The sequence below is a fragment of the Streptomyces aurantiacus JA 4570 genome (assembly GCF_000414115.1).
Classification (GTDB): Bacteria; Actinomycetota; Actinomycetes; order Streptomycetales; family Streptomycetaceae; genus Streptomyces; species Streptomyces aurantiacus_A.
On the sequence record NZ_AOPZ01000470.1, the window covers coordinates 1 to 21763 of the forward strand.

Here is a 21763-nt window from a genome sequence, read left to right on the forward strand (position 1 = left end):
CGTCAACGCCCCGCCCCCGACCACCGACACCTTCCTCGCTCTGGTGAACGCCGCGCGGGCCCGCGCCGGCGCCCCACCGGTGCGGCTCGACCCCCGGCTCACCGAGGCCGCCCGGGCGCACGCCGCCGGGATGGCGGCACGGGGACGGCTCGGCTCCGAGGGCGCGGACGGCGTCTCGCTCCACCAGCGCGTGGCCGCGGGGGGCTACGCGTACCTGGCGATCGGCGAGCACCTGGTGTCCGGCCCGCGCACCCCGGCCGACTTCCTCGACTACTGCCTGGGCGACGCCGGGTCCCGGCAGACGGTCCTGGAGCGGGCGTACGGCGACATCGGCGTGGCGCACGTCCCCGACGCGCGCTCCGGGGACGTGTTCTGGACGGCGCTGTGGGCCGAGCCGTTCTCCCCGCAGGGCCTGGCCCGCACGACCGCCGACGTGCTCACGCTCACCAACTCCCACCGGGCGGCGGCCGGGCTGCGCCCCCTCGCGCCCGACCCCCGCCTCGCGGCCGCCGCCCAGGCCCACAGCGCCGACATGGTCGCCCGGGCCTTCTACTCCCACACCGCGCCGGACGGCAGCGAGCCCTGGCACCGCGCCGCCGCCGCGGGCAGCGCGCACCGCACGGTCGGCGAGAACATCGCGTGCGGCCAGCGCTCGGCGGCCGAGGTCGTCCAGGGCTGGATGGACAGCCCCGGCCACCGCGCCAACATCCTCAAGCCCGCCTTCACCCACCTCGGCGTCGGCTTCGCGGGCGGCGGCCCGGCGGGGACGTACTGGACGCAGCTCTTCGGAGGCTGATCTTCGGAGGCTGGCAGCACTGGCGTCCGGGCACCCATCGGGCGCACCCTGGAGATACGGGGGACGATCTCCCGGAGGTGATCCGTCATGGCCACGCTCGCCGGGTGGCATGTGGAGCTGGAGTTCTCCGAGGAGGGCCACCGCACCAGCGCGGCGGCCCTGCTGCGGCTCCAGGACGGCAACGAACTGAAGGCGCGCGGCTACGCCATGCGCCACCCCTCCGACCTCGGGCAGCTCAGGGTCGGAGAGGAGATCGCGGGCGCGCGGGCGCTCATGGATCTCGCGTCACAACTCTTGGACAAGGCGCACGGAGAGATCGACGAGGCTTCCGGCCGGCAGTCCCGTCCGCTGACCCACTGAGGGCGCTCCACCGCACCGCAGCCGACTTCACCGGGGCCGGGACCGCTCAGGTCACCGGCACCGGCGCCCCCGTGCGCGCCGACTCGTACCCCGCCGCCACGACCCGCAGGGTGCGCAGCCCGCCCTCGCCGTCCGCGACGTCCATGCCGTCCGGGGCCGGGCCGAACAGGAACGCGCGCAGCATGCGGGCGTCGAGGTCGACGCCGAAGGGGATCTCCAGCGGGCGGCCGTGGCGCTCGCTGTGGCCGTGCAGCTTCTGGTCGAAGGCGTCCATCTCCAGGGTGGCGTGCTCGCCGACGAGGGTCAGCTCCAGGCCGCCCCAGGCGGGGTGGGAGCGCGGGTGGGACCAGCTGCAGTCGATGGTGGCGACCGCCCCGTTGTCGTACACCACGGTCACCAGGCCGCTGGTCTCGGCGGCGACCTCGTCGGCGTACAGAAGGTTGTTGGTCTGGGCGTAGACCTCCACCGCGCGGGCGCCGAACAGGTCGTCGAGGAGGTCGGCGATGTGGACGGTGTGGTCCATCAGGGCGCCGCCGCCCGCGAGTTCGGGGTCGGCGAACCAGCGGCGCGCGCGGGTCGGCATATGGCCGTTGTTGGCGCCGGACACGGTCAGGACGCGGCCGGTCTCACCGGCGGCCACGGCCCGCTTCACGGCCGCGTACGCGGGGCTGAAGCGCACCGGGAACGCGACCGCGAGCCGCACCCCGGCGGCCCGGCACGCGGCGACCATCGCCTCGCCGTCCGCCACCGTCGTGGCAAGGGGTTTCTCGCAGAGCACGTCCGCGCCGTGCGCGGCGGCGCGTTCGACCAGCGGGCGGTGCCGGGCGTTCTCCGAGCAGACGATCACCGCGTCGGGCCGCCAGGCGAAGGCGTCCTCGTACGTGTCGGCGTAGGGGACGCCGTGTTCCTCGGCGAACGCCCGGCCGCGGGTCTCGCCGGGCGCGGCGCCTTCGGTGTCCGGGTCGCTGCCCAGGACCTCGACGCCCGGCATGTCGCGCAGCAGCGCCAGATACGCGGCCGCGTGGACGTGGGCGAACGACAGCACGGCGACCTTCATCGCACGACCTCCTCGATCTCGGTTCCGGACGGTTGAAGCTCGACGGCCCTGCCTGTCCGGCTCGACTCCACCGCCGCCCGCGCGATCCGCACGGCCTCTATGCCGTCGTAGGCGCTCACCCGTGGCCGGACCGAGCCGTCGTCCCAGGACGCGGCGAACTCGCGGAGTTCGGTGAGGTAGGGGCTCTCCGTCATGGGGCTCGACGGGATGCCCTCGTTGGCGGCGCGCACGCCCTGGGCGGTGATGCGGAAGCCGGGCACGGCGGTGGAGTCGTGGCGCAGCAGCCCGTCCGCCCCCGCGATCCGGAACGTCGTACGGAACTGCTGGTCGGGCAGCCCCCACAGGCCGCTGACGTGGCTGATCGCGCCGGAGGCGTGGGTGAGGACGGCCGTGGCGGTGACGACGTCGGCGGGCGCGCCGGTGGCGCGTTCGGAGCCGCGGGTGCGGGCGTGGACGCGCACCACGTCGCCCGCGACCCAGCGGGCGATGTCGATGTCGTGCACCATCAGGTCCATGATCACGCCGCCGGACTGGTCGGGGTCCCCGAACCACGGCGCCCACTGCGGCCGCGCCCCGCCGCGTGTGAAGCGCAGTACGGCGAGCGGGCCGAGCTCGCCGCGGACGACGGTGTCCCGCATGGACGCGTACGCGGGGAAGTAGCGCACCACGTGTGCCGGATGCAGCCGTACGCCCGCCGCGTCGGCGGCCGCCGCGATCTCCTGGGCGTCCGGCACGGTCAGCGCGAGCGGCTTCTCGCAGACGACGTGCTTGCCCGCGGCGACGGCGGCGAGCGCCAGTTCCTTGTGGGTGGGGGTGGGGGTGCAGATGTCGACGGCGCGGCAGTCGGCGAGCAGGTCGTCCAGCGTGGGCACGGCGGTGACGTCGTGGCCGAGCTCCGCGTACTCGCTCGCGAGTTTCTCGGCGGAGCCGTCCTGGGTGTGGACGCCGACCCGCGCGCCCAGTGCGAGCCAGCCCGGGAGGTGCGCGCGGGCGATGCCGCCCGCGCCGAGCAGGCCGATGTGAAGCGGTGGCATGAAGGATCTGGCCTTTCTCGGTGCGTGTGGTCGGTACCTTTCTCGGTACGTGTGGTCGGTCCGTGGGGGGGGTGCGTCAGCCCTTGGATCCGGAGAAGGCGACGCTCTGGACGAAGTGCCGCTGCAGGAAGACGTAGACGAGCAGCATGGGCAGGCTCGCGATCAGTGAACCGGCCATCATGACGGGGTAGTTGGTCTCGTACTGGCCCTTCAGCGAGGTCAGGCCCGCGCTGATCGGCATGGCCTCGGGGTCGGTGTTGACGATGAGGGGCCACAGCAGGTCGTTCCAGGCGGTCATCGCGGTGATGACGGCGAGCGCGGCGAGCGCGGGCCGGATCAGCGGCAGCATGATCGACCAGAAGATGCGGAAGGAGCCCGCGCCGTCGATGCGCGCGGCCTCCTCCAGCTCCTTGGGCAGCGCGAGGAACGCCTGCCGCAGCAGAAACGTGCCGAAGGCGCTGAACATGCCGGGAAGGAACAGCGCGGGCGTGGAGTTGAGCAGCCCGAACTGCTGGATGATGTCGTACTGCGGCAGCACGAGCAGCGAGCTCGGCACCATCAGGACGGACAGGAAGAGCCCGAACAGCAGGTCGCGGCCGCGGAACCGCATGCGCGCGAAGGCGTAGGCGGCCAGCGAGCAGAACACCAGCTGGCCCGCCGTGCGCCCGGCGGTGGCGAGCGCGCTGTTGGTGAGCATCTCGCGGAACGGCAGCGCGGTGAAGACCTGGTCGAAGCTCGACCAGTTCCAGTTCTCCGGCAGGAAGGTGGGCGGGACCCGGGAGACCTCGGCGAGCGACTTGAGCGCGGTGAGCGCCTGCCAGAGGAAGGGGAAGACCATCACGAGCGCGCCGAGCGAGAGCACCAAGTGGGTCGCCAGGGAGCCGGTGTTGAGGCGTCGCCGCGACAGCCGCGGAACAGCGGCCTCCGCGTGGACCGGCCGCGCGCCGGTGGTCTCGGTGGTGTCAGCCATAGTGCACCCACTTCCGCTGGAGCCGGAACTGCAGATAGGTGAGGCCCGCGATGAGCAGCATCAGCAGGAAGGCCAGGGCGGCCGCGGCGCCCTGCGCGTTCTCCATGAACGCCCACTTGTAGAAGAGGCCGACGATCGACTGGGTGTCACCGACGGCGGGGTTCTTCTCGCCCATCATGATGTAGATCAGGTCGAAGGTCTGCAGGGACTGGATCATGCAGATGACCGAGGCGAAGAACAGCGTCGGGCTGAGCAGCGGCAGCGTGATGGTGAAGAAGCGGCGCAGCGGGCCCGCGCCGTCGATCTCCGCGGCCTCGTAGTAGTCCTGCGGGATCGATTTGATGCCCGCCATGAAGATGATCAAGTAGTAGCCGGTGGTCGACCAGACCATGACGGCGCCGATGGCGAACACGGCCGTCGAGGGGTCGGAGACCCAGTAGTGCCGGTCGACGCCGAACCAGCCGAGGATCTCGTTGAGGAGGCCGAAGTCGCCGTTGTAGAGCCAGTTCCAGACGAGACCGACGGCGACGGGCAGCGTCACGAACGGCACGAAGTACAGGGCGCGGTAGACGGAGACCCCGCGCAGGCCGCGGCGGTTGAGCAGGGCGGCGATCACGATGGCGAGCGGCAGCGCGAGGAGCCCGATGCCGCAGTAGATGAGCGTGTTGCCGAGGGCCTGCCAGACGGTCACGTCGCGCAGCACGCGCGCGTAGTTGTCGGTGCCGGTCCAGGTGTGCCCGCCGAAGGGGCCGAACTCGGTGAAGCTGAAGTAGAACGTCTGGATCATCGGCCAGAAGTAGAAGATCGCGAAGCCGATGCCGAGCGGCGCGATGAAGCCGTACGCGGCGCGCTGACCGCGCGAGGAGGGCCGCGCGGCGGAGCCGGGGGCCCGGCGCCCGGCCGACTTCGCGGCCGCCGTGGCGGGAAAGACACTCATGAGTCGCGCTCCTCCTTCAGGGCCCGGTCCATCTGCTCGCCCAGGGTGCGGGCGGCGCCCTCGATGCCGCCCTTGCCGCTGAACGCGGCACCGAGGAGCGGGTATTGGAGGTTCTCCCAGACGGCGGTGTTCTTCGAGCTCGGATACGGGACGCCGTACTTCTCCATGGCGATGAAGTGCTTCAGGTCGAACTCCGGCATCGACTTCAGCCAGGCGTCCTGAGTGCCCGCGTAGCTGGAGATCGTGACGCCCGACTTCGCCTGGATCTCGGCGGCCCTGCGGCCCGCCATGAAGTGCACGAACTTCCAGGCCGCGGCCTTCTTGTCGCTCTTCGCGGAGATCACGTTGGCGAGGCCGTGGATGACGGTGGTGCGCTCGCGGCCCTTGGGCAGCACGGTGACGCCGGCGTGGTCCTTCAGGGCGGGCACCGCGTACATCTGTCCGGCCATCGCCGACAGGTCGTGCACCATGGCCGCCTTCTCCGACCAGAAGCGGACCCGGCCGATGTTCTCCACCATGGCGCTCTGCGGCGGCGACCAGCCGCGGTCGATCATGTCGGTGAGGAACCGCAGCCCTTCGATGGTGCGCTCGTCGCCGAAGCCGGACTTCCCGTCGCGCAGCACATGGCCGCCCGCGGCGTGGATGGCGGGGTAGAGGACGATCTGGCGCTGCATCTCGGAGCAGAAGCCGTGCACGCGCTCGCGCGGGTTGGTGAGTTCGGCGGCCGCGTCCCGCAGGTCGTCCCAGGTCCAGCTCGTGTCGGGGTACTTGACGCCCGCCTTGTCGAAGAGCGCCTTGTTGTACCAGAGGCCGATGGTGTCGAAGTCCTTGGGCAGGCCGTACTGGGTGCCGTCGTAGGCGTAGAGCCGCACGAGCTGCTCGGGGTGGCGGTCCACCGGGGTCCTGTCGCGCGCGATGTGCTCGGACAGGGGTTCCAGGACGTCGTGGGCCGCGTACAGCTGGAAGTTGACGGCGTTCATCCAGAACACGTCGGGGGCGGTGCCGCCGCGCATCGAGGTCTTCAGGGTGGTCCAGTAGCTCGCCCAGGGCGTCAGCTCGATGCGCACCGAGATGTCCGGGTGCTCCTTCTCGAACGCCGCGATGATCTGCTGCATGCCCGGCACCTGGGCGGGGTCCCACATGCCGTACGACAGGGTGGTGCGGCCGCCGCCGTCAGTGCCGCCGCCCTCGTCCGAGCAGGCGGCGAGCACGGGTGCCGACGCCGCCGCGAGACCTGAGCAGAGGAGGGTCCTCCTGCGCATGCGTGCCTCCGCTTCCGTTGGGTGTCAAGGGAGTTGGGGTCGTCGGGAACCCAGGGGGTGTCGGGGATCCAGGGAGTGTCGGGAATCTCGGAGGTGGGCGCCGGCGGAGCCGCTAGCCGGCCGGGTCCGCGAGCAGTTCCTCCTCCACGCGGTCGAGCGCCTTGCGCACGGCGCCAAGGGCGACGCCGCGTTCGCCGAGCTCGCTCAGGGCGATCCGGGGCACGTGCAGCGTGAGGGAGCGCAGCCGCTCCTCGATGAGCGGTACGAGATGGGTGCCGAGCGGGGTCGCGCCGCCGGTGAGAACGACGAGTTCCGGGTCGACGGCGAGCGCGAGGGCCGCGATGCCGGGCGAGAGGCGGTCGGCGAAGTCGGCGATCGCGTCGAGCGCGCGCGGGTCGGCGGTGTCGGCGGCGCGGGCGAGGGCGGCCACCTCGGACTCGCCGGCGCGCCGCCCGTCCTTCCAGGCGAGGGTTTCGTGGGCGGTGTTCATGCCGAGCAGCGGGAGCAGGCCGAGTTCCCCCGCGCCGCCGCGGCCGCCGCGATGCAGCCGGCCGCCGATGGTCAGGCTGCAGGAGACGCGGTGGCCGGTCAGGACGCAGACCACGTCGCCCGCGAGGGTCGCGGCGCCCTGCCAGCGCTCGGCGAGGACGGCGAGGTTCACGTCGTTCTCGACCAGGGTGTGGCCGCTCTCGCCGTCGGCGAGGAGGCGGCCGAGGTCGACGCCGGACCACTCGGGCACGACGACGGAGGTGATGAGGCCGCCCGCGTCGACGACGCCGGGCACGCCGACGCAGCGGGCGAGCACCAGGTCGCGCCGGACGGTGTGGGCGTCGAGGAAGGCGTCCAGGCCGTCCTGGAGGAGCGCGAGCCGGGGGCCGCCCCCCAGTTCGGGATCGATGTCGGCGCGTTCGGCGGCGAGGACGGTGCCGCCGAGGTCGGTCAGGAGCAGCACCATCTTGTGCAGCCCTATGTCGGCGCCGAGCACGTACCCGGCCTCCACCCGGAACCGGAACCTACGCGCGGGCCGCCCCCGCACCCGCTCCCCCGCCTCCGCCTCGGTGACCCACCCCTGCGCGGTGAGTTCCTCCAGGGCGGCGTCCACGGTGGGCCGGGACAGCCCCGTCCCTGCGGCGAGTTCGGCGAGGGTCTGGGGGCTGCGGCGGTGCAGGGCGCGCAGAACGACGGTGGTGTTGAGGCGGCGCAGGGCGGCCAGGTCGTGGCCGCGCGTCCGTTTTCGCATCAGTTCTGCACCCCAGAAGGCGTAGGAGGACAGCCCGAGTACGGCCCTGTTGCGGGGCCGTCGCTCGTCTCGCGCCGAGATTTGGGAGGAGAGTTGCATAAAGCGGGGCCGCCGGGAAGACCCCGCGCACGGACCTTTCTCGGTGCGGCCGCGCGGACCTTTCTGCGTGCGGCCGCACGGACGTCGCCCGGACGGATGCCCGCCCGTTCTCGGTACGGTCTCGTGACCGGGCCCCGCGGCCCGAACGACCGCCCCCCACCCAGGAGTTGCCCCATGTCCGCAACACCGCCCGCCGCCGGCGGCCCCGACACCGGCACGCCGCACCCCGCCCGCGTCTACGACTGGTTCCTGGGCGGCACCCACCACTACCCGGCGGACGCGGAGTTCGGCGCGCAGATCGTGGCGCTCGACGCGACGGCCAAGTACGGCGCCCGGCACAACCGGTGGTTCATGCAGCGCGCCACGCGTCATCTCGCGGGCCCGGCGGGGATGCGCCAGTTCCTGGACATCGGCAGCGGCATCCCGACGGAGCCGAACCTCCACCGTGTCGCGCAGGCCCTCGCGCCCGACGCGCGGGTGGTGTACGTGGACAACGACCCGATCGTCCGCGCCCACGCGGCCGAGCTCCTGCACGGGACCGAGGACGGCGTCACGGCGTTCGTCCAGGCGGACGCGCGCGAGCCGGAGCTGATCCTCGAACGCGCCGCGGAGGTCCTGGACTTCACCCGGCCCGTGGCCCTGTCGCTCATCGCCGTGGCGCACTTCATCGGCGGCGAGCACGACGCCCACGCCGTCGTGGCCCGCCTGACCGAAGCACTCGCGCCCGGCAGCCACCTCACGCTCTCGCAGCTGGCGGGCGACGAGGAGACCGCATGGGTTGGCGAGGCCGTGGACCGGTACACGACGGGCGGGGTGACGCTCGTGCCGCGGACGCGGGCGGAGACGGAGCGCTTCTTCGACGGGTTCACGCTCCTCGATCCGGGCCTGGCGCAGCCGCCGGACTGGCGGCCCGAACTCGGCGTGGGCGAGGTGCGGGACGGCACGCGGGTGCCGTTGTACGCGGGGGTGGGCCGCAAGCGGTAGAGCACCCTTTTGGTCGCCTTGACGATAATCGTGCGCAGGCAATATCGTCGACGTGACGAAAACGGGAGGGGTTCCACCATGGCCGACATCACCCGGCGCCTGGGCCTGCGCCATCTGCGGTCCGCGCCGACCGCGCACATCCGCCATCACAGGAACGGGCGGCTCGCCCACGACGGTCCTGGCCTGAGCTTCTGGTTCCGGCCGCTGAGCGCCGCGCTGTCCGAAGTGCCCGTCGACGACCGGGAGCTGGCGGTCGCCTTCCACGCGCGCACCGCCGACTTCCAGGACGTCACGGTCCAGGCCACGGTGACGTACCGCGTCAGCGACCCGGCGCTGGCCGCCGCGCGCCTGGACTTCTCCGTCGACCCCGACACCGGGTCGTGGCGGTCCGCGCCGCTGGATCAACTGTCCACGCTGCTCACCGAGTCGGCCCAGCAGCACGCCCTGGACGTGCTTGCCCGCACCCCGCTCGCGGAGGCGCTCGCCGACGGCGTGACGGCGGTGCGCGAGCGGATCGGCGCGGGGCTCGCCGCGGAACCCCGGCTGCCCGCCACCGGGATCGAGGTCGTCGCCGTCCGGGTGGTGGCGATCCGGCCCGAGCCCGAGGTGGAGCGGGCGCTGCGCACCCCGGCGCGCGAGCGCGTCCAGCAGGACGCCGACAGCGCGACGTACGAACGCCGGGCCATGGCCGTACGGCGTGAGCGCGCCATCGCCGAGAACGAGCTGGCCAGCCGCATCGAACTCGCCCGCCAGGAGGAGCGGCTGGTCGAGCAGCACGGCACCAACGCGCGGCGCGAGGCCGAGGAGAAGGCCGCCGCCGACGCCGTCCGCACCGAGGCCGAGGCCGCCCGCACGGTGGCCCTCGCACGGGCGGAGGCGGATTCCGCCCGCACCGTGGGCGAGGCCCGGGCGGCCGCGCAGCGCTCCTGGCTCGCGGCCCACACGAGCGCCGACCCCGCCGTCCTGCACGCCCTGGCGGCCACGCGGCTCGCCGAGAACGTGCCGCGCATCGAGAGCCTCACGCTGTCGCCGGACGTGGTCACGGGACTGCTGGAGCGACTGGGGCGCGGGAGCGGCGCGGGCGGTGGGCAGTCGTGAGTCTCGCCCCGCGCGCCGTCCTCGTCCACCGCACCACCGAGTACGAGGAGTTGCTGGCCCGGCACGGCACGCACGGGCAGGCCGCGTTCTTCCTCTCCTCGCGCGGCCGGGACATCGACGAGGTGGCCGGGCGGCACCGGAGCACGCGGCGGGCGCTCACCGACGTTGCGGCCGCCGTGCCGCTGCGGTGGCGCAGCGCCCGGGTGGAGCGGGCCGACCTGGACCGGTTCCTGTTCGGGCCGGAGGACGTGGTCGTCGTGGTGGGCCAGGACGGCCTCGTGGCGAACGCCGCCAAGTATCTGACGGGCCAGCCGGTGGTGGGCATCGACGCCGAGCCGGGACGCAATCCGGGTGTGCTGGTACGCCACCGGGCGGCCGCCGCCGCGAAACTGCTGCCGCACGCGGCGGCGGGCGCGGCGGGCGCCGAGGAACTCACCATGGTCGAGGCCGTCTCGGACGACGGCGAGCGGCTGCGGGCCCTGAACGAGATCTACGTCGGCGCCGCGGGGCACCAGACCGCCCGGTACCGCATCACCTCCGGCGCCGGCCCCGGGGCGCCGGGGAGTTCGGAGGCCCAGGCGTCCTCCGGCGTGGTCGTCGGCACCGGGGCGGGGGCCACCGGCTGGCTGGGGTCGCTGCGGCGGCAGTCCGGGGGCGGCCCGAGTCCGCCGGATCCCCGCGAGGGGCGGCTGCTGTGGTTCGTACGGGAGGCGTGGCCGTCGCCCGCGACCGGCACCTCGCTGGTGCGCGGCGAGCTGACGCGAGGTCAGCGGCTGTGGCTCACCGTCGAGTCGGACCGCCTCGTGGCCTTCGGCGACGGGATGGAGGCGGACGCGCTGGGGCTCGGGTGGGGGCAGAGCGTGCGGGTGGGGGTGGCGGACGTCGCGCTGCGGCTCGTCGGCTGAGCGCCCGGCGCTGCCCCTCCCGGCTCCGGGCTGCCCTGCCCTGCTCTGCCCTGCCCTGCCCGCCCCGCCCCGCCAGGGGATTGCAGGTTTAGCCAAGCTTTGCGCAACGCGGTCGGTGCATCGTCATGCCTCTGCGGCCCATCCGGCGCGGGTACCCCCGTCTCGGCGGAGCCCTGCGGGTGGCTCGCCCCATCCCGGTCGAAAGGTAGGGACGAGTGATCGAGACGGTGCTCACCACCGAGAACCTGCCCCCGCAGGAGCGGTTCGCCTACTGGCACGACTTGACCTGCCGCTCCCTGGTCGCCACGCACGTACGATCCCGCGACGAAGCGGATTTCCGCGCCTCGGCCCTCGTGCGTGGCTCGGACACCCTCCAGGCGTCGACCGGAACGGTCCGCTCGCCGTTCACCGCCGAGCGCACGCGGAAACTCATCCGCCGCTCGGATCCCGAACAGTACTTGGTCGACTTCGTACGGACCGGTGCCTCCGGATTCAGCCTGGGGGACCAGGAGACTGCCCTTCGGGCCGGTGACCTGATGCTCCTCGACTCCTCACAGCCGTTCCGGGCCCGGCACGAGACCGGCATGCAGGAGGTTCTCGTCCTCCCCAAGGACCTCCTGCCCCTGCCCCCGGCACAGGTGGCTCCGCTGCTGGCCCGACGCCTCCCCGGCCGCACGGGGATCGGCGCGATCTTCTCCCGCTGCCTGCACGAGATCACTGAGGCGGGCACCCGGTACCGGGCCGCCGACCTCGTCCGCCTGCTCGACACCGCCGTGGAACTCCTCGGCACCTTGCTGGCCCACGAGCTCCACCTGCCGCACGCGCTGTCCCCCGACAGCCAACAACAGGCCCTGCTCGCCCGGGTCCAGAGCTTCGTCCAGCAGCATCTCGCCGACCCGGACCTCTCCCCGCAGACGGTGGCCGACGCCCACCACATCTCCCTGCGCCGCCTGCAACAGGTCCTGGCCGCCGCGGACATGACCCCCGCCTCCCTGATCCGGAGCAAGCGCCTGCGGCAGTGCCGGCGCTCCCTCCTGGACCCCGGCCAGAGCCACCGCACCATCCAGGCCGTCGCCGCCCGCTGGGGCTTCATCAACCACGCCCACTTCTGCCGCGTCTTCCGCGCCGCCTACGGAATGTCGCCCAGCGAATACCGGGCTTCCCACGGATCGCTCGTACGCGAATCGGCAGGCGCGTTGCACGCACAGGCATGGTCAAGGACTCCGTGAGACACCCGACCTCGCCACCCGCGAACCACCGGCCGCCCCGGAACCACCCGCACCACGACGAAGATCGCAGGTGGGGGCAGGTGCGGCGGGCGGCGGCGGGTAGGGCAGGATGGGCGGCCGTGTCACCGCGCACGGGGCGTACGCGTCACCGGGTGCGGGAGCGAACCGGCCGACCACGGGAGACTGTTGATGGACCGAGCCCTCACCCTGCACGACTGGACGATCGCCGGTGTGGCCGTGCTCTCCGGACTCGCCGCCGCCCTGCTGCTGCGGGCCACGCTGCGCTGGCTCGGCGAGCGGGCGAGCCGCACCCGGTGGGGCGGGGACGACGTCATCGTCGACGCCGCCCGCGCCTTCGTGCCGTGCGCGGCGATCGCGGGCGGCCTGGCCGCGGCCGCCGCCGCCCTGCCGCTGACCGCGCGCACCGGACGCACCGTGAACCTGGTGCTTTCGGCGCTGCTCATCCTCGCGGCCACGGTCACCGCGGCCCGGATCGTCGCGGGGCTCGTGAAGTCCCTGGCCCAGTCGCGCTCCGGCGTGGCCGGCTCGGCGACCATATTCGTGAACATCAGCCGCGTGATCGTGCTCGCCATCGGCTTCCTCGTCGTGCTGCAGACGCTCGGGGTGTCCATCGCGCCGCTGCTCACCGCGCTCGGCGTGGGCGGCCTCGCGGTCGCGCTCGCCCTCCAGGACACTCTCGCGAACCTGTTCGCCGGCGTGCACATCCTCGCGGCGAAGACCGTGCAGCCGGGCGACTACATCGAGCTGACCAGCGGGGAGGAGGGCTATGTCGTCGACATCAACTGGCGCAACACCGTGGTGCGCAACCTCTCCAACAACCTCGTCATCATCCCGAACGCCAAGCTCGCGGGCACCAACATGACCAACTACACCCGCCCCGAGCAGGAGTTGTCGATCATGGTGCAGGCGGGTGTCGGCTACGACGCCGACCTCGACCGCGTCGAGCAGGTCACCATCGAGGTCGTCGACGAGGTGATGACGGAGATCACCGGCGCCGTCCCCGACCACGAGGCGGCCATCCGCTTCCACACCTTCGGCGACTCCCGGATCGGCTTCACCGTGATCCTGGGCGTCGGCGAGTTCAGCGACCAGTACCGGATCAAGCACGAGTTCATCAAGCGGCTGCACCGCCGCTACCGCGCCGAGGGCATCCCCGTCCCCGCGCCGACGCGGACGGTGACGGTGCGGCAGGGGGAGCTTCCGGTGGTGATCCCGCACCAGCGGGACGCGTCGGCGAGCTGACGGTCCATACGGAACGATCTGTTACGCAAGGCCCTTGTATAAGAGGGCTTTGGGGGGCCGCGAACCCCCCGTAGGGGAGCAAATCCGGCCGCATATGACGAGTGCGCATGACCGGAGCCGCGGGGGTGAGGGCCGCACACCCCGGCGCACGCGGGCCGCCGCCCGCTCCACCTCTCGCAGTGTTCGGTTATTTCCGGCCGTGTGCGAAAAGTAGTTGAAAAGTTACGCCTTGTGGTCACGGAGCGACACGAAGACGATCGGCCCCTGCCCCGCCCGTCTTCCAGGAGGTTCCCGTGACCGTCAACGATCGCTTGTCGCTCTCTCCGGATGCAGCACGGCAACTCGCCACCGCCACCAAGACCGCGCCGCAGATGCGCGGCACGACGCCCCGCTATCTGCTGCGTGCCCTGCCCTGGGTCGACCTCAAGTCCGGTGTGTACCGCGTGAACCGGCGCCGCACCTTCGTGCTCGGCGACGACCGCATCGCCACCCACACCGACGGCGGCTCGCCCCGCGTCGTCCCCGGTGACCTGCGCGAACTGCCCTATCTGCGGGACGCCGAGGAGTCCTGCCTGAGCGAACTCGCGAACGCGTTCACCGAGGTGCGTTTCGAGTCCGGGCAGGTCCTCGCCCAGGAGGGCGACCCCGCCGAGCGGCTGTGGATCATCGTGCAGGGCCGCGCCGAGAAGCGCGTCACCGGGCGCTACGGCGAGGAACAGCTCATCGAGGTCATAGGCGACGGCCAGTTCTTCGACCTGGGTGCCTGGTCGCGCGAGGAGGCGACGCCGTACCGGGTGAAGGCCCTCACTCCCGGCACCGCCCTGTGCGCCGAGCGGAGCGCGCTCGCCGCGCTCGCCGACCGCGACGAGGGGGTGCGGACCTCCCTGACCGCGTACGCCTCCAGCAACGGCGAAAGGCCGGGCGGCGAGGTGCCCGTGGACCTGACGGCCGGCCACGTCGGCGAGCCCGACCTGCCCGCCACGTACGTCGACTACGAGGACGCTCCCCGCGAGTACCACATGACGCTCGCGCAGACCGTCCTGCGCGTGCACACCCGCGTCCACGACGTCTACAGCGGCGATGTCGACCAGACCCGCCAGCAGGCGCTGCTCACCATCGAGGCGCTGCGCGAGCGGCAGGAGTCGGCGCTGCTCAACCACCCGGAGTTCGGCCTGTTCCACAATGTCGCGCCGGGCCAGCGGGTGCAGACCCGCACCGGCTCGCCGACGCCGGACGACCTGGACGAGCTCCTGTCGCGGGTGTGGAAGCAGCCCAGCTTCTTCCTGGCGCACCCGAAGGCCATCGCCGCGTTCGGCCGTGAATGTACGCGGCGGGGCGTGCCCCCGGTGACCGACAGCAGGTTCGGCAGCCCGCTGCTCACCTGGCGTGGTGTGCCGCTGCTTCCGTCCGACAAGGTGCCGTTCGGCAACGGCGTCAGCTCCAACGGCTCGGCCGCCGCCGTCGGCACCACGGAGATCCTGCTCATGCGGATGGGCGAGGCCGACCGGGGCGTGGTCGGGCTGCGGCCCGCCGAGGTCGCCGACGAGGTCGAACCCGGCCTGTCCATGCGGAACATGGGCACCGACCAGAAGGGCATCACCTCGCACCTGCTGACGGCGTACTTCAACACGGCGGTGCTCGTCGAGGACGCCATCGCGGTGCTCCGCAACGTCGAGGTGAACAACTACCATGACTACTCCTGATCTCAGGGCGCTGCTGCGGGCTCCTGAGCAGGTGCCGTCCACGGCGTCGGCACCGCCGACGGCCGCGACGCCGACGATGCCCGCCTCCGGCGCACCAGCGACACCCGCGATGCCCGCGATGCCCGCGATGCCCGCCTCCGGGGTACCCGCGGCACCCGCCGAGGTCCCGACGACGCCCCCCGCGGAGGTCCCGGGCCTCCCCACCACGGCCCAACCGGGCGTGTTCTCCCCGGAGTCCGCGCGCAAGGACGTGCCGATCCTGCACCGCACCGTCAACGGCCAGCCGCTGGTGTGGCTCGACAACGGCGCGACCACGCAGAAGCCGCGGCAGGTGATCGAGGCCGTGAGCGCGTACTACAGCGCGGCCAACTCCAACATCCACCGCGGCGCACACACCATGGCGCGCGAGGCCACGGAGCTGTACGAGGCGGGGCGCACCGCGGTCGCCCAGTTCCTGGGGGCGCCGTCGCCCGACACGATCATGTTCGTGCGGGGCACCACCGAGGCCGTCAACCTGGTGGCGCAGAGCTGGGGGCGGGCCCACCTCGGCCCCGGCGACGACATCCTCGTCCCCGTCCTGGAGCACCACTCGAACATCGTCCCCTGGCAGTTGATCGCGGAGGAGACGCGGGCCCGGGTCGTCCCGGTGCCGCTGACGCCGGACGGCGAGATCGATCAGGACGCGTACGCCGACCTGCTCTCCGCGCGCACCCAGATGGTCGTGGTCAGCCAGGCGTCGAACGTGCTGGGCACCGTGCCCCCGGTGCGCGAGATGACGGCGCTGGCACACCGCTACGGCGCGAAGGTCCTGGTGGACGGGGCGCAGGCGGTGGCCCACATGCCCGTGGACGTACAGGCGTTGGGCGCGGACTTCTATGCCTTCTCCGGGCACAAGCTGTTCGCGCCGACGGGCATCGGCGCCCTGTACGCGACGCCGGGGGCCATGGCGGAGATGCGGCCGTGGCAGGGCGGCGGCAACATGATCGAGTCGGTGAGCTTCGAGCGGACGACGTTCGCGGCGATGCCGCACATGATGGAGGCCGGCACCGGCCACATCTCGGGCGTGGTGGGTCTGCTCGCGGCGATCGACTGGCTGCGCGGCTTCGACCAGCAGGCCGTGGCGGCGTACGAAGAGGCACTGATGTCGTACGCGATGCAGGCGATGGCGACCGTGCCGGGCCTGGAGGTGATCGGCTCGGCGGCGCAGCGGATCGCGGTCATGACGTTCACGCTGGCGGGCCACGACCCGGCGTCGGTCGCGGACTGGCTCGACAAGGACGGGATCGCCGTCCGCGCGGGCCACCACTGCGCGCAGCCCGCGCTCGCGCACTACGGCCTGGAGTCCGCGGCCCGCGCGTCGTTCGCGCTGTACAACACGTCCGGGGAGGTGGACCAGTTGGTGGCGTCCCTGCGGCGGCTGCAGCAGGCCGGGCAGGGCGCCGAGGGGGCGTAGCGGTTCGTTCCCGTTCGGGACCCGGGGGCCGTCAGGCCGTGGGGCGGCGGCTCCGGGTCCTGAAGTGGAACACGATCAGGCCGACGACGGCGAAGGACGCCGCCCAGATCAGGCCGAGGCCGAGATAGCGCCACAGGACGGTGTCGCCGAGCGAGCCGCCGACGGAGAACTGCATGGGCCCGAAGGACGGGAAGTACTGCAGGACCGGCTTGTTGGCGGCCGGGTTGCCGAGCGGGTTCTGCAGGAACGTGTCGGTGAGACCGCCCATGATGATGAGGAAGAAGCCCTCCAGGTCGTTCTTGACCAGGACGCCGAGAAGAAGCCCGAGCGAGCCGTACGTGAGGGTCATGGTGACGAAACCGCCGAGGATGGTCGCCCAGCCGGTGAACCCGGGGCGCCAGTAGATCAGCAGGGCGAGGGCGGTGTAGAGCGCGATGCTGCCCGCGACGATGCCGATGGCGAGCATTTTGGCGCCGATGAGGGTGGACTGCCGGAACCCGGCGAAGGCGAGCCGCTTGTCGAAGGCCAGGGCCTTGCGGACGGCGTCGAAGACCACGAAGCCGGAGATCATCGTGAGCGAGTTGAGCCCGGCGGTGATCAGCGTGACGTGCTTGCCGTCGACGCTCAGCATCTGGCCCGTCGAGTAGAGCTTGAACTCCAGGTCCTTGTCGCCCGCGATGGAGGTCATCAGCAGATACCAGAGCGGCACGAACAGGACGAGGAGCAGCGCGGCGAGGCGGTTGCGGCTCTGCTCGCGCACCGAGAACGCGAGCGCGGTCGGGAACTGCCCGTACAGCGGGGTGCTCTTCAGGGTGTCAGGCGCCGGCATGGCTGTGCTCCTTCGCTGCCTTGCGCGGCGTCAGGCGGCCCTCGGCGAGGTCGGCGAGGACGTCGAACCGCTCCTGTTCGAAGACGAGGTGGGTGATGACGACGACGGCCTTGTCCCGCTCGTGCAACTGGTCGACCAGGTCCCAGAAGCGCAGGTACGTCTCCCAGTCGAAGCCCTGGTACGGCTCGTCGAGCAGCAGGACGTCCGGGTCGTGCAGCAGGGCGAGCGTGAGGTTGAGCTTCTGCCGGGTGCCGCCGGACAGGTCGCCCGCGGCCGTTTCGCGGTACTTCTCGTAGCCGAGGAGTTCGACCAGTTCGTCCGCGCGCTCCAGGCTGCTCAGCTTGTGGGCCGCGGCGAAGTACTGGAGGTGCTGGTCCACGGTGAGGTTGAAGTTGAGGACGGGGTCCTGCGGGCAGTAGCCGAGCTCGCCGCCGAGGCGGACCTCGCCCCGGTCGACGGCGAGCGTGCCCGCGACCGCCTTGAGGAGTGTCGACTTGCCCGAGCCGTTCTCGCCCACCACGGCGACCAGTTGGCCCGGTTCGACCGTGAGGTCCGCGCCGCGCAGGACCTGGTGTTTGCCGAATGCCTTGTGGATGTCCCGGGCGACAAGCGCCGGCTCCCGCTCCGTGGTCATGCCTGGCCTCCTTCTGCTTGCGGTGCTGGGGGATCCGCGTTCAGCCCTGCCGCGTAGATGGTGAGCAGCTCCGGGCCGAGGCGGGCGAGGCCGGCCGCGGACAGCGGGTCCACGCCGAGGACCGCGGTGAGCTGGTCGCGCAGCAGGAACACCGAGAGGTCGTTGACCAGCAGCAGCGCGGCGCGGACCGCCGGGTCCTTGCCGCGCGACGCGGCCCCGGCCTCGGCGAGGGCGTCCAGGGTCTGACTGCTCACCGCGTACAGCCGGCGGAACAGGCCGCGGCCCGCGTCCGTGTTGGACAGCAGCAGCCTGCGCAGATAGCCGGGCAGCGGTGAGCCGACCGGCAGGTGCCGCAGGAAGATCTCGCCGAGCGTCGCCGTCCTCGCGGCCGCCGGCTCCTCGAACGTCTCCGCGCCGTCGCCGGTCAGCTCGCTGAGCAGGCCCTCGAAGACCGCGAGGACGTACTGATCGACCTCCTGGCGCAGGTTGTCCTTGGACCGGAAGTGGTGCACCACGAGCCCCGGCGAGACCCCCGCGGCGGTGGCGATCTGCCGGATGGTCACGACGTCGGGCCCGTGCTCGGCGAACAGCCGCAGGGCCTCGTCCCGGATGACGGCCCGCGTGGTGCGGTCGTCAGGCATTGAACGCATGTACAGCAGACTAAACGCCCGTTCAGTGATCTGTCCAGCAGGGCGGAACGTGGGGCTCCGGGAGGGCGCCGTCGGCCGTCCGTTGAGACAGGGGGCACCCGTTCTCAACGGATGATGGATGCGGTGCTCCGGAAATTGATCGGGACGCCTGTGCGGTAAACCCGTCAGGCGGTCGATGACATCCGGACACGACCCCTGCGAAACTCGTGCCCAGCCGAAAAGAGGGGGCCAAAGGGGGGCCCGGCACCCTCTTCTCTCCGAGGGACGAGTGCTGCCCTTTGCTGTCCAGTGGTGCCATTTGCAGTCACCGGGGGGAACTTCATGCACATCAATATCCTGGGGCCCGTTTCAGTGGCCACGGACGGAAAACGTCACGGAATTCAGGCCAACAAGGTACGGGCCATGCTGGCCACGCTCGCCCTCGACGCGGGCCGGGCGGTCTCGCACACGGACCTCGCCGACGAACTGTGGGCGGGCCAGCCGCTCGGCAACGCCCGCAACGCGCTCCAAGCGCACGCCACCCGGCTGCGCAAGGTGCTCGACGGCGACCGTGCGCCACGGCGCGGCGCGACGGTGCTCCGCGCGGTGCGCGGCGGCTATCTGCTGGACGTGCCGCCCGGCTGCGTGGACGGCAACCGGTTCCTCGATCTGGCCACGCGCGGCGCCGCGGCGCTGCCCCTGGCCCCGGAGCGCGCGATCGAGCTGCTGCAGGCCGCTCTGGAGCTGTGGCACGGTCCTGCGCTGCTCGACGCGGGCGACGGGCTGCGCTGCCAGGGCGCTGCCGCGCTCTTCGACGAGCGGCGGCTCACCGTCTGCGAGGACCTGGTCCGCGCCCGGCTCGCGGCCGACGAGCCCTCGCGCGCGGTGGCCGAGCTGCGCCGTCTGGTGGCGCAGCATCCGCTGCGCGAGCGCTTCTGCGAGCTGCTGATGCTCGCCCTGTACCGGACCGGCCGGCAGGCGGAGGCTCTGGAGCTGTTCCATGTGACGCGGCGGCGGCTCGACGAGGAGCTGGGGGTGCAGCCGGGAATCGTGCTGCAGCGCCGGCACACCGAAATCCTGTCGCAGGATCCGGCGCTTTCCCTCTCAACCGTCACTGCCGTCACGTGAATCGTCCGTCACAACCGGTGCACCAGTGGGGCAGGTCGCACGATTCCCCTGCCCCTAAACGGAAACTGCTTGCCGCTTGAAATATCCGCGTCCGCCGGGACATCCGGGTCCGGTGAATGAGGGGCCGCACAGCACCCATAAGTACGTTCCGCTCTCGGCAAACGCCCGAAGTAATTGCGCGCACCCCGTACGCCCCTTCCTCCCCGCCGTTCCGGCGGGCCGCCGACGACCGCAGGAGCAGCCGCGTGATGATGTCCGATCCGCCAGCGCGCAGGGCCGGGGCCGGGCGGCCCGGGGAGTCCTGGCCGCCCGAGGACTCCTGGCCGCCCGGGGAGCCCGTCGCGATCGTCGGGATCGCGGAGCTGGACCCGGCGACGCTCGACGACGTCGTGGTCGACGTCGCCCGGTTCGGCATACCGCCGATGCAGGCCCGGTCCATGAACCGGATGCAGTTGCTGATGCTGGAGGCGGCGCGCCGGTGTCTGGCCGACGCGGGGCATCCTGCGCGGCCGCTCCCCGCGGAGCGCACCGACGTCGTCGCGGGCCTCTGCTTCGCCCTCGACCGGCAGCACGCCAACGCCCTGCGCGTCGAACTGCCCCGGTACGCCCGCGAGGTGGAGCGCGCGGCGGCCGCCGCGGGCGCCGACCCGGACAGCGCGGCGCGCGCCGGGCAGGAGCTGCGCGGACTGCTGACCCGGCGGCTCGGCGGGGCCCCGCACGACCCACGACCGGGTCGGCGAGATGGCGAGCACGATCCCCGCGCGGATCGCGGCCGCCTTCAAGCTCCGCGGCCGCACCCTCGCCGTGGAGTCGGCGGAGGCCACGTCGTTCGTCGCCCTCGCCCACGCGGTGGGCAACCTCCGCGCGGAGGTGTCGGACGCGGTGCTGGTGCTCGCGGGACAGCGGGGCGAGAGCGCGTACGTGGCGGCGGCACTGGCCGCGAAGGAGCGGGCGCGCGGCGGACCACGCGCCGCGGTGCCTGGCCGGGGGCCCACCAGGGACGTGGGCGCGTCCGAGGGGCCGCTCGCCGGGGGGCTGGGCGCGTCCGACGGGCCGCCCGCCGAAGAGCCGGGCCCGCCCGACGGGCTGCGCCCCGTAGGACGGGGCGCGTCCGACCGGTCGCCCACCAAAGAACCGGCGGCATCCATCCCGCCGCCGGCCGCAGAGCCAGCAGCATCCGTCCAGCCGCCCGCCGAAGAGCCGCGCCCGCCGAAGAGCCGGGCACGTCCGACAGGCCGCGCCCCGTAGGACCGGGCGCGTCCGACCGATCGCCCACCAAAGAACCGGCGGCATCAGTCCGGCAGCTGACCGCAGAGCCAGCAGCATCCGTCCAGCCGCCCGCCGAAGAGCCGGGCGCATCCGTCCAGCCGCCCACCGACAGGCCGGGCGCGGCCGTCCAGCCGCTCGGCGAGGAAGCGGGAGGCCCCGTCCCCCCGCTCACCGAGGGCGTCGGCGCCCTGTTGCTCAAGCGGCTCTCGGACGCCGTCCGCGACCAGGATCGCGTCTACGCCACGATCCTCGACTGCACCCTGCGCCACGACCCGCTCCCCGGCTGCTTCCGGCCCTCCCCCTCCGCCGAGACGCTTCGCCGGACGGCGACGGAGTCGCTGCGGGCGGCGGGAGTCGCGGCGGACACCGTGCAGTACGTGGAGGGGGTGGGGTCCGCTGTCGCGGGCGGGGCGGGGGGCGGGGGCTGGGGCGCCGCCGGGCGTGTCGACCCTCCCCGGCCGGGCGTGGGGCGTGCCCCCGGTGTCGTGGAACCGCGGCCCGCGGGCCGGGAGCCCGGTGCCGTCGTGTTCGGCACCGGGGACGGGCGCGCCTTCGCGTACGCGGGGCTCGCCTCCGTCGCCAAGGTGGCCCTGGCTCTGCATCGTCGGCGCTTCCCTGACCAACCGCACGTATCAGCAAGGGAGTTGGAGGACGAGTCCGGGGCTCCCTGGCAAGCCGGTGTGCGGGCCGACGTGCCGCGTCGGGCCGTCGTGCACGGCGAGTCCCTCACCGGGACGTTCTGCCATCTCGTGCTGGAGGAGCACGCCGAGGCCGGGGCGTCGGCCGAGGGCCGGGCCGACGCCGCAGAGAGGCCCGGCAGCGGCCCGCGCCCCAGGCCCCGGGGCCGCCCCCGGAGTACGTGGGCAGCCGCCGCGCGCGCCGCG

General features: G+C 72.6%; 22 protein-coding genes and 1 pseudogene. 13 read left to right on the plus strand and 10 right to left on the minus strand.

Going from position 1 to position 21763, the window contains the following annotated elements:
* A partial coding sequence (locus STRAU_RS34750; protein WP_037663930.1) for a CAP domain-containing protein occupies nucleotides 1-796 on the plus strand: 796 nt, incomplete at its 5' end.
* Nucleotides 797-883: 87 nt separating this feature from the next.
* The gene (locus STRAU_RS34755; RefSeq protein WP_016645095.1) at nucleotides 884-1156 is read left to right on the plus strand and encodes a DUF1876 domain-containing protein; all 273 of its coding nucleotides are present in this window, start codon (nucleotides 884-886) and stop codon (nucleotides 1154-1156) included.
* A 46-nt stretch (nucleotides 1157-1202) separates the two neighbouring features.
* On the opposite strand, the gene STRAU_RS34760 is transcribed toward STRAU_RS34755, so the two are convergent.
* From STRAU_RS34760 to STRAU_RS34785, 6 genes are all read right to left on the minus strand, one after another.
* Nucleotides 1203-2213, minus strand: coding sequence for a Gfo/Idh/MocA family protein (locus STRAU_RS34760; protein ID WP_016645096.1), 1011 nt, complete (start codon nucleotides 2211-2213; stop codon nucleotides 1203-1205).
* Nucleotides 2210-3247, minus strand: coding sequence for a Gfo/Idh/MocA family protein (locus STRAU_RS34765; protein WP_016645097.1), 1038 nt, complete (start codon nucleotides 3245-3247; stop codon nucleotides 2210-2212). Before STRAU_RS34765 ends, STRAU_RS34760 begins: the two co-directional genes overlap by 4 nt.
* A gap of 76 nt (nucleotides 3248-3323) precedes the next feature.
* A complete protein-coding gene (locus STRAU_RS34770; protein WP_016645098.1) occupies nucleotides 3324-4217 on the minus strand; it encodes a carbohydrate ABC transporter permease in 894 nt (297 codons plus the stop codon).
* A complete protein-coding gene (locus tag STRAU_RS34775) occupies nucleotides 4210-5154 on the minus strand; it encodes a carbohydrate ABC transporter permease (protein WP_016645099.1) in 945 nt (314 codons plus the stop codon). The genes STRAU_RS34770 and STRAU_RS34775 overlap by 8 nt, the downstream gene beginning before the upstream one ends.
* Entirely contained in the window at nucleotides 5151-6416 is a 1266-nt protein-coding gene (locus STRAU_RS34780; RefSeq protein WP_037663933.1) for an ABC transporter substrate-binding protein, read from the minus strand. The genes STRAU_RS34775 and STRAU_RS34780 overlap by 4 nt, the downstream gene beginning before the upstream one ends.
* Nucleotides 6417-6528: 112 nt before the next feature.
* Nucleotides 6529-7656, minus strand: coding sequence for an ROK family transcriptional regulator (locus tag STRAU_RS34785; RefSeq protein ID WP_016645103.1), 1128 nt, complete (start codon nucleotides 7654-7656; stop codon nucleotides 6529-6531).
* Nucleotides 7657-7929: 273 nt separating this feature from the next.
* Here STRAU_RS34785 and STRAU_RS34790 point away from each other — a divergent pair, with 273 nt between their 5' ends.
* The 7 genes from STRAU_RS34790 (at nucleotide 7930) to STRAU_RS34820 (ending at nucleotide 16390) form a co-directional block, all read left to right on the plus strand.
* Nucleotides 7930-8739 (plus strand): SAM-dependent methyltransferase, encoded by an 810-nt coding sequence (locus tag STRAU_RS34790; protein ID WP_016645101.1) that lies wholly within the window; start codon nucleotides 7930-7932, stop codon nucleotides 8737-8739.
* A gap of 78 nt (nucleotides 8740-8817) precedes the next feature.
* Entirely contained in the window at nucleotides 8818-9837 is a 1020-nt protein-coding gene (locus STRAU_RS34795; protein ID WP_016645102.1) for an SPFH domain-containing protein, read from the plus strand.
* Complete coding sequence (locus STRAU_RS34800) at nucleotides 9834-10742, plus strand: diacylglycerol kinase catalytic domain-containing protein (protein WP_016645104.1); 909 nt, start codon at nucleotides 9834-9836, stop codon at nucleotides 10740-10742. The genes STRAU_RS34795 and STRAU_RS34800 overlap by 4 nt, the downstream gene beginning before the upstream one ends.
* A gap of 215 nt (nucleotides 10743-10957) precedes the next feature.
* A complete protein-coding gene (locus tag STRAU_RS34805) occupies nucleotides 10958-11971 on the plus strand; it encodes a helix-turn-helix domain-containing protein (RefSeq protein ID WP_016645105.1) in 1014 nt (337 codons plus the stop codon).
* Between the two features lie 189 nt (nucleotides 11972-12160).
* Nucleotides 12161-13234, plus strand: coding sequence for a mechanosensitive ion channel family protein (locus tag STRAU_RS34810; RefSeq protein ID WP_016645106.1), 1074 nt, complete (start codon nucleotides 12161-12163; stop codon nucleotides 13232-13234).
* A gap of 293 nt (nucleotides 13235-13527) precedes the next feature.
* Nucleotides 13528-14937: a family 2B encapsulin nanocompartment shell protein gene (locus STRAU_RS34815; RefSeq protein ID WP_016645107.1), complete on the plus strand. Its 1410-nt coding sequence runs from the start codon at nucleotides 13528-13530 to the stop codon at nucleotides 14935-14937.
* The gene (locus STRAU_RS34820) at nucleotides 14924-16390 is read left to right on the plus strand and encodes a cysteine desulfurase (RefSeq protein WP_016645108.1); all 1467 of its coding nucleotides are present in this window, start codon (nucleotides 14924-14926) and stop codon (nucleotides 16388-16390) included. The genes STRAU_RS34815 and STRAU_RS34820 overlap by 14 nt, the downstream gene beginning before the upstream one ends.
* Before the next feature lie 31 nt (nucleotides 16391-16421).
* On the opposite strand, the gene STRAU_RS34825 is transcribed toward STRAU_RS34820, so the two are convergent.
* From STRAU_RS34825 to STRAU_RS34835, 3 genes are read right to left on the minus strand one after another with little or no spacing between them, the layout of a single operon-like run.
* Entirely contained in the window at nucleotides 16422-17219 is a 798-nt protein-coding gene (locus STRAU_RS34825; RefSeq protein ID WP_016645109.1) for a hypothetical protein, read from the minus strand.
* A complete protein-coding gene (locus STRAU_RS34830) occupies nucleotides 17206-17853 on the minus strand; it encodes an ABC transporter ATP-binding protein (protein WP_016645110.1) in 648 nt (215 codons plus the stop codon). The genes STRAU_RS34825 and STRAU_RS34830 overlap by 14 nt, the downstream gene beginning before the upstream one ends.
* Nucleotides 17850-18503, minus strand: coding sequence for a TetR/AcrR family transcriptional regulator (locus tag STRAU_RS34835; RefSeq protein ID WP_037663936.1), 654 nt, complete (start codon nucleotides 18501-18503; stop codon nucleotides 17850-17852). Before STRAU_RS34835 ends, STRAU_RS34830 begins: the two co-directional genes overlap by 4 nt.
* A gap of 402 nt (nucleotides 18504-18905) precedes the next feature.
* Here STRAU_RS34835 and STRAU_RS34840 point away from each other — a divergent pair, with 402 nt between their 5' ends.
* The 3 genes and pseudogenes from STRAU_RS34840 to STRAU_RS44235 all read left to right on the plus strand — a co-directional run bounded on the left by STRAU_RS34840 (nucleotide 18906) and on the right by STRAU_RS44235 (nucleotide 20858).
* Nucleotides 18906-19610 carry an AfsR/SARP family transcriptional regulator gene (locus STRAU_RS34840; protein WP_259300071.1) on the plus strand — a complete coding sequence of 235 codons (705 nt, stop codon included), beginning with the start codon at nucleotides 18906-18908 and terminating at the stop codon, nucleotides 19608-19610.
* Between the two features lie 446 nt (nucleotides 19611-20056).
* Nucleotides 20057-20122, plus strand: a pseudogene (locus STRAU_RS44230) (hypothetical protein); the annotation flags it as partial.
* Nucleotides 20123-20351: 229 nt separating this feature from the next.
* Nucleotides 20352-20858, plus strand: coding sequence for a beta-ketoacyl synthase N-terminal-like domain-containing protein (locus STRAU_RS44235; RefSeq protein WP_016645113.1), 507 nt, complete (start codon nucleotides 20352-20354; stop codon nucleotides 20856-20858).
* 44 nt (nucleotides 20859-20902) lie between these two features.
* Here STRAU_RS44235 and STRAU_RS44240 read toward each other — a convergent pair whose 3' ends face one another.
* Complete coding sequence (locus STRAU_RS44240; RefSeq protein ID WP_259300072.1) at nucleotides 20903-21148, minus strand: hypothetical protein; 246 nt, start codon at nucleotides 21146-21148, stop codon at nucleotides 20903-20905.
* Between STRAU_RS44240 and STRAU_RS34850 the strand changes: the two genes are divergently transcribed.
* Nucleotides 21071-21763: beta-ketoacyl-[acyl-carrier-protein] synthase family protein (locus STRAU_RS34850; RefSeq protein WP_037663940.1), on the plus strand; the 693-nt coding region annotated here is incomplete at its 3' end. The two genes, STRAU_RS44240 and STRAU_RS34850, sit on opposite strands and share 78 nt — an antisense overlap.

What these genes read in the sequence shown, in the direction of transcription:
- STRAU_RS34755 (WP_016645095.1), top strand. Translation starts at nt 884, where the DNA reads ATGGCCACGCTCGCCGGGTGGCATGTGGAGCTGGAGTTCTCCGAGGAG.
- STRAU_RS34760 (WP_016645096.1), bottom strand. Translation starts at nt 2,213, where the DNA reads ATGAAGGTCGCCGTGCTGTCGTTCGCCCACGTCCACGCGGCCGCGTAT.
- STRAU_RS34765 (WP_016645097.1), bottom strand. Translation starts at nt 3,247, where the DNA reads ATGCCACCGCTTCACATCGGCCTGCTCGGCGCGGGCGGCATCGCCCGC.
- STRAU_RS34770 (WP_016645098.1), bottom strand. Translation starts at nt 4,217, where the DNA reads ATGGCTGACACCACCGAGACCACCGGCGCGCGGCCGGTCCACGCGGAG.
- STRAU_RS34775 (WP_016645099.1), bottom strand. Translation starts at nt 5,154, where the DNA reads ATGAGTGTCTTTCCCGCCACGGCGGCCGCGAAGTCGGCCGGGCGCCGG.
- STRAU_RS34780 (WP_037663933.1), bottom strand. Translation starts at nt 6,416, where the DNA reads ATGCGCAGGAGGACCCTCCTCTGCTCAGGTCTCGCGGCGGCGTCGGCA.
- STRAU_RS34785 (WP_016645103.1), bottom strand. Translation starts at nt 7,656, where the DNA reads ATGCGAAAACGGACGCGCGGCCACGACCTGGCCGCCCTGCGCCGCCTC.
- STRAU_RS34790 (WP_016645101.1), top strand. Translation starts at nt 7,930, where the DNA reads ATGTCCGCAACACCGCCCGCCGCCGGCGGCCCCGACACCGGCACGCCG.
- STRAU_RS34795 (WP_016645102.1), top strand. Translation starts at nt 8,818, where the DNA reads ATGGCCGACATCACCCGGCGCCTGGGCCTGCGCCATCTGCGGTCCGCG.
- STRAU_RS34810 (WP_016645106.1), top strand. Translation starts at nt 12,161, where the DNA reads ATGGACCGAGCCCTCACCCTGCACGACTGGACGATCGCCGGTGTGGCC.
- STRAU_RS34820 (WP_016645108.1), top strand. Translation starts at nt 14,924, where the DNA reads ATGACTACTCCTGATCTCAGGGCGCTGCTGCGGGCTCCTGAGCAGGTG.
- STRAU_RS34825 (WP_016645109.1), bottom strand. Translation starts at nt 17,219, where the DNA reads ATGCCGGCGCCTGACACCCTGAAGAGCACCCCGCTGTACGGGCAGTTC.
- STRAU_RS34830 (WP_016645110.1), bottom strand. Translation starts at nt 17,853, where the DNA reads ATGACCACGGAGCGGGAGCCGGCGCTTGTCGCCCGGGACATCCACAAG.
- STRAU_RS34835 (WP_037663936.1), bottom strand. Translation starts at nt 18,503, where the DNA reads ATGCGTTCAATGCCTGACGACCGCACCACGCGGGCCGTCATCCGGGAC.
- STRAU_RS34840 (WP_259300071.1), top strand. Translation starts at nt 18,906, where the DNA reads ATGCTGGCCACGCTCGCCCTCGACGCGGGCCGGGCGGTCTCGCACACG.
- STRAU_RS44235 (WP_016645113.1), top strand. Translation starts at nt 20,352, where the DNA reads ATGGCGAGCACGATCCCCGCGCGGATCGCGGCCGCCTTCAAGCTCCGC.